Source organism: Streptomyces sp. P5F9, from assembly GCF_057961495.1.
Genome location: NZ_JBXVPZ010000590.1, coordinates 1 through 5,121, shown reverse-complemented (window position 1 = coordinate 5,121; position 5,121 = coordinate 1). Strand labels below are relative to the sequence as shown.

The following is a 5,121-nucleotide window of genomic DNA, read 5'->3' as shown; positions in this document are numbered from 1 at the left end:
CCTCAGGACGTTCTTCAACTCCTGGACGTAGGCCTCGCGTTCGGTGCCCTCGTGGGAGAGGACCAGTTCGAGGCCGGCCTTGTAGAGGCCGAAGCACACGCGTGCGGCGGTCATCCTCGCCGTACTGATGGACGCGATGATCGTCCGAAGCCTGCTGGTCCCGGCGGTGATGAGACTGCCGGGAAGGGCGACCTGGTGGGCGCCGGCTCCGCTGCGAAACTTCCACGACCGGTTCGGTCTAAGAGAAGCTGAGGATCAGCGCCCTTCAGGGGCGCGGCGAACGGCGCGACCAGCTACAACGAACCCGCAGACAAATACGGCGATGGGAGCCCAAGTGAAAGCGGTGGTGTTCGAGCAATACGGTGACCCCGCCGGGGTACGCGACGTACCCGACCCCCACCCCGCCGACCACGGAGTGACGGTCCGGGTAGAAGCCACCGGCCTCTGCCGAAGCGACTGGCACGGCTGGCAGGGCCACGACCCGGACATCACCCTGCCCCACGTCCCGGGCCACGAACTCGCCGGCGTGGTCGAGACGGTGGGCCCCCGGGTCACCAACTGGCACGCCGGCGACCGCGTCACCGTCCCGTTCGTGTGCGCCTGCGGAACCTGCCCCGCCTGCGCCGCGGGCGACCAGCAGGTGTGCGAGCGGCAGACCCAGCCCGGCTTCACGCACTGGGGTTCCTTCGCCCAGTACGTCGCCCTGGACCACGCCGACGTGAACCTGGTCGCGATGCCGGACGAGATGACCTTCGCGACAGCGGCCTCGCTGGGCTGCCGGTTCGCGACGGCGTTCCGCGCGGTGGTGCAGCGGGGCCGGGTCGCTCCGGGGGAGTGGGTGGCGGTGCACGGCTGCGGGGGAGTCGGCCTGTCGGCGGTGATGATCGCGGCGGCTGCGGGCGCCAGGGTCGTCGCGGTCGACATCTCACCCCAAGCACTCGCGCTGGCAAGGAAGTTCGGGGCGGCGGAGTGCGTGGACGGCGCGAGCACCCCGGACACGGCGCGGGCGGTACGCGAACTGACGGGCGGCGGCGCCCACTTGTCGCTGGACGCCCTGGGCTCCCCGGCGACGTGCGCCGCCTCGGTGAACGGCCTGCGCCGCCGGGGCCGCCACATCCAGGTCGGCCTCCTCCCCTCCCCGTCCGGCACGACCCCGGTCCCCATGGCCCGCGCGATCGCCCTGGAACTCGAACTCCTCGGCAGCCACGGCATGGCGGCCCACACCTACCCACCCATGCTGGAACTGGTCCGATCGGGAGTCCTCCGCCCCGACCTCCTGACCACCGCCACGATCACCCTGGAGGAGACCCCGGCGGCACTGGCCGCGATGGGCACGGCACCGGGGGCGGGGGTGACGGTCATCGAGCCGTGGAGTTGAGGACGGGCCCGGGACACCCGCCGGGCCCGGTGAAGGCGGCCACTTCGTCCGCGCCGACCCCCAACTCGGCCAGGCCGCCAGCGACTTGCAATGCGTTGACGCGGTGCGGGCCGATCCCCTCGCCGCCGCCCTGCCACGTCTCCGCGTAGGTGGTCGCCGTGACCTGGTCCAGTCCCGCCCGCAGCATCGCCCCCACCACCTGCCGGCCCCACCGAGGTTCTGCACCGGCCTGTTCCAACAGGGCCAGCAGGGAGGTGTGCAGGCGCTCGAAGAGCAGTACCGCGCTGTCGTCGGGTACGGCCAGCACAGGGGTCCAGCCGCAGTCGAAGTCCTCCAGGACGAGCCAGCCCCCGGGTCGCAAGGCACTGGCCAGCAGCTCCAACACCCGTAGCCGTTCGGGCAGATGGAGCAGCACCAGCCGGGCGTGCACCAGGTCGAAACCGTCTCCGGGCAGCGGGTCGTGGGTGATGTCGTGCCGCAGGACCCGCACGTTGGCCGCACTCGGGCGGGACGCGGCGCGGGCCGGATCGATGTCCGTGACCGCCGCCTCGCCGTCGGGCCCGACCCGTTCGCCCAGCCAGTTCCCCAACGAGCCGCCACCGCCGCCGACTTCGAGACACCTCCACCCCGGGCTGAGCCCGGTGCGCTCCAACGCCGCTCTGGACGCGGTGTCGTAGCGGGCCTCAAGTACGGAGAAGCGTCCTGCCGTCTGGACGGCGGTGTTGTCGAACAGATAGCGGGACATGCGCACGGCACACGCTTTCCGTGTCCTCGCCGGGCGCCGGGCGCCCGCGTCGCGGCACGGGCGCCCGGTCCCTCACCGGCTCGGCTCAGTCGTCTCCGCGACCCCGGTTCCGGGGCCGGGAGGCCACCCACGCCCGGACCGTGTCGGCGTACCAGAACGGTTTGCCGCTCTCCACATGGTCGGGCGGGGGCAGCAGACCGTGCTTGCGGTACGAGCGGACTGTGTCGGGCTGGACCCGGATGTGGGCCGCGATTTCCTTGTACGACCAGAGCCGTCGGTCGGTCATGAGTGCACCTCCCTGCGCGCGCCGCGGCGGCGGCCGGGGGCGGCCGTCGGGGGAGCCGTGCGCTGCGCTGGCGATCACAAGCCTGTGCCGGGTGAACGACACGCAGTGAGGGATGGGAAGCGCCTGTCGACCGGGTGTGACGCAAAACCCGCGTACACGCGATATGTGTGACACGAAGGGGGCTTTTGTGACACACGTGACGCAAAGGCGCACGCGGGCGCGGGGGCGCGGCGCGTTGACGTGTGGGGCGGGGGTGTGCTGGCCCCGGCCAAGGCGGGCCGGACCCGCTGCGTCGGGTCCGGCCCGCTGCCCCCGCATCCCCCGTCGGGTCGGTGACCCGCTGAAGACCCTCGCGGTCCCAGGGATCAACCGGCCAGGCGCTCAGCCTGCATCAACGTGCTCGGCCGGTCTTGGAGAAATCCGCACTGCGGCCCGGGGCGATCAGCAGACTCGTCGCCTCGCCCCTCATCCGGTCCCCGGCCGGCATCCCGGACCGCGCCGCCGCCGGACTCACCCGCGCCACCGCGAACTGCCCCGGCGTACACCCCGTCATCGCCCTGAACTCGCCGCTCAGGTGCGCCTGGTCGTAGAAGCCGCAGACCGCCGCCGTCTCCGCCTGGCTGCGGCCGGACGCGAGGAGCCGCCGGGCCCGTTGCAACCTCAGTACCCGTGCCGCCGCCTTGGGGCCGAGGCCGATCTGTTCCCGGAAGCGGTTCTCCAACTGCCGTACGCTCCAGCCCACTTCGTCCGCGAGTCGGGGAACCGGCACCGCGCCCCGGGCCCGCACCAGCTCCGACCAGGCACGCACCACCCGCTCCGAACTCGGCGTGCCGGCCGCCGTCCAGCGGGTCAACACGTCGTCCAGCAGCTCGAATCGTGCCGTCCAGGTCGGCAACGCGGCGAGCGCGGCGGCCAGTTCGCCGATCCCGGCCCAGCGGGAGCCGAGTACGTGCGGGAGTTCGTCCGGATCGACCACCCGGTCGGCGAGTTCGTGCTGGGCCGCGCCGAACAGCGTGAACGCGGCCCACGGCATCAGCAGGACCTCAACTCCCGCGAGCCGCCCGCTGTGTTCGCCGAGCGCCGCAGTGGTCGTAGGCCCGCAGAACACGGACCCCAGCGTCGCCGTAGGCCGCCCCGCCCGCGAGATCCGCACCGCCCCCTCGAACCCGAGCAGCAGCGTCGCCGCCCCGATCGGCGCCTCCAGCCGCGCCCGGGGCCGCACCAGGTCGAGCCGCATCCCCCGATAACTGATCACCCCGGGCCGCAGTCGCGGATGGGGTGCGGCGAACGCGGTCTCCCAGGACCCGTCGGGCCCGTGCCCGCGCCGGATGCACACGGCAGCAACAGACATCCACTGATAGTCCTACGGGACTGCAGCGCCCCGATAGGGGCGCGGGGCTGTATCGATGTGCGGCTCCGCCGCGTGGGCGCGAGCAACCACAGCGCACCCGCACCCGCACCCGACAAACAACCGGACACAACGGTCACAGTGCAAGCCCTTACCCCCAACCCACCCCCGTCTCGTCCGAATGTCTGGACAAAACATTGACAGGGCTCGGGCGGCGGGACTACAAACCGTGGAGAGCCGAAACGAAGCCGCTCCGCATCCGGTCCTCAGGGGGACCGCTCGCGCGGGCGCGAAGGGAAGTCGATGGCGTACGACCTGATCACCATGGGGCGGCTAGGGGTGGACCTCTATCCGCTGCAGACGGGCGTGCCGCTGCCCCAGGTGACGACCTTCGGGAAGTTCCTCGGCGGCTCGGCGGCGAACGTCGCGGTCGCCGCCGCCCGGCTGGGCCGCGAGGTCGCCCTGGTCTCGCGCACCGGCGACGACCCCTTCGGCACCTACCTGCACGAGGCGCTGCGCGACTTCGGCGTCGACGACCGCTGGGTCACGCCCGTCGCGGACTATCCGACCCCGGTCACCTTCTGCGAGATCTTCCCGCCGGACGACTTCCCGCTGTACTTCTACCGGCAGCCCAAGGCCCCGGACCTGGAGATCGACGCCCACGACCTCGACCTGGACGCGATCCACGAGGCCCGCATCTTCTGGATCACCGGCACCGGCCTGAGCGAGGAGCCCAGCCGTACGGCCACGCTCGCGGCCCTCGCCCATCGCGCCAAGTCCGGTACGACGGTCTTCGACCTCGACTGGCGCCCCATGTTCTGGAAGGACCCGAGCGCGGCCCGCCCCTTCTACGAAGAGGCCCTCCGCCACACCACCGTCGCCGTCGGCAACCTCGACGAGGTGGAGGTCGCCACCGGCGTACGCGAACCGCACGCCGCCGCCCGGGCGCTCCTGGACGCCGGTGTCGAAATCGCCGTCGTCAAGCAGGGCCCCAAGGGCGTCCTGGCCGTGCACCGCGACGGTACGACCGCCGAGGTGCCCCCGCTGCCCGTGACCGTCCTCAACGGACTCGGCGCCGGTGACGCGTTCGGCGGCTCGCTCTGCCACGGCCTGCTGTCCGGCTGGGACCTGGAGAAGATCATGCGGCACGCCAACGCGGCCGGCGCGATCGTCGCCTCCCGTCTGGAGTGCTCGTCCGCGATGCCCACGGTCGCCGAGGTCGAGGGCGCGATCGCCGCCGGAGCGGTCCTGTGAGGGCCGGCCGCGTGGCGGGCGCCGAACACGAGCACGAACACGAGGGCGGCGACGGTCTCACCGGCCCGTCGAGCCCCGCTGATCCCTCACGCCCCGCCGATCCCTCACGC

At 72.3% G+C, this 5,121-nt stretch carries 5 protein-coding genes and 1 pseudogene; 2 read left to right on the top strand and 4 right to left on the bottom strand.

What is annotated here, in order from left to right; all coding sequences use genetic code 11:
• A pseudogene (locus AC31A1_RS46310) lies at positions 1 to 105 on the bottom strand (TetR/AcrR family transcriptional regulator); the annotation flags it as partial.
• 229 nt (positions 106 to 334) lie between these two features.
• Between AC31A1_RS46310 and AC31A1_RS46305 the strand changes: the two are divergent.
• Positions 335 to 1,378: a zinc-dependent alcohol dehydrogenase family protein gene (locus tag AC31A1_RS46305; protein WP_489659082.1), complete on the top strand. Its 1,044-nt coding sequence runs from the start codon at positions 335 to 337 to the stop codon at positions 1,376 to 1,378.
• On the opposite strand, the gene AC31A1_RS46300 is transcribed toward AC31A1_RS46305, so the two are convergent.
• The 3 genes from AC31A1_RS46300 to AC31A1_RS46290 all read right to left on the bottom strand — a co-directional run bounded on the left by AC31A1_RS46300 (position 1,359) and on the right by AC31A1_RS46290 (position 3,760).
• Entirely contained in the window at positions 1,359 to 2,123 is a 765-nt protein-coding gene (locus AC31A1_RS46300) for a class I SAM-dependent methyltransferase (RefSeq protein WP_489659081.1), read from the bottom strand. The genes AC31A1_RS46305 and AC31A1_RS46300 overlap by 20 nt on opposite strands.
• 85 nt (positions 2,124 to 2,208) lie before the next feature.
• Complete coding sequence (locus AC31A1_RS46295; protein ID WP_393755815.1) at positions 2,209 to 2,409, bottom strand: helix-turn-helix transcriptional regulator; 201 nt, start codon at positions 2,407 to 2,409, stop codon at positions 2,209 to 2,211.
• A gap of 391 nt (positions 2,410 to 2,800) precedes the next feature.
• A complete protein-coding gene (locus AC31A1_RS46290; RefSeq protein WP_489659080.1) occupies positions 2,801 to 3,760 on the bottom strand; it encodes a helix-turn-helix domain-containing protein in 960 nt (319 codons plus the stop codon).
• A 300-nt stretch (positions 3,761 to 4,060) separates the two neighbouring features.
• Between AC31A1_RS46290 and iolC the strand changes: the two genes are divergently transcribed.
• Complete coding sequence (gene iolC, locus AC31A1_RS46285; protein ID WP_489659079.1) at positions 4,061 to 5,011, top strand: 5-dehydro-2-deoxygluconokinase; 951 nt, start codon at positions 4,061 to 4,063, stop codon at positions 5,009 to 5,011.
• Positions 5,012 to 5,121 lie beyond the last annotated feature (110 nt).

Coding starts and splice junctions, on each gene's coding strand:
- AC31A1_RS46300 (WP_489659081.1), bottom strand. CDS start 2,123: ATGTCCCGCTATCTGTTCGACAACACCGCCGTCCAGACGGCAGGACGC.
- AC31A1_RS46295 (WP_393755815.1), bottom strand. CDS start 2,409: ATGACCGACCGACGGCTCTGGTCGTACAAGGAAATCGCGGCCCACATC.
- AC31A1_RS46290 (WP_489659080.1), bottom strand. CDS start 3,760: ATGTCTGTTGCTGCCGTGTGCATCCGGCGCGGGCACGGGCCCGACGGG.
- iolC (WP_489659079.1), top strand. CDS start 4,061: ATGGCGTACGACCTGATCACCATGGGGCGGCTAGGGGTGGACCTCTAT.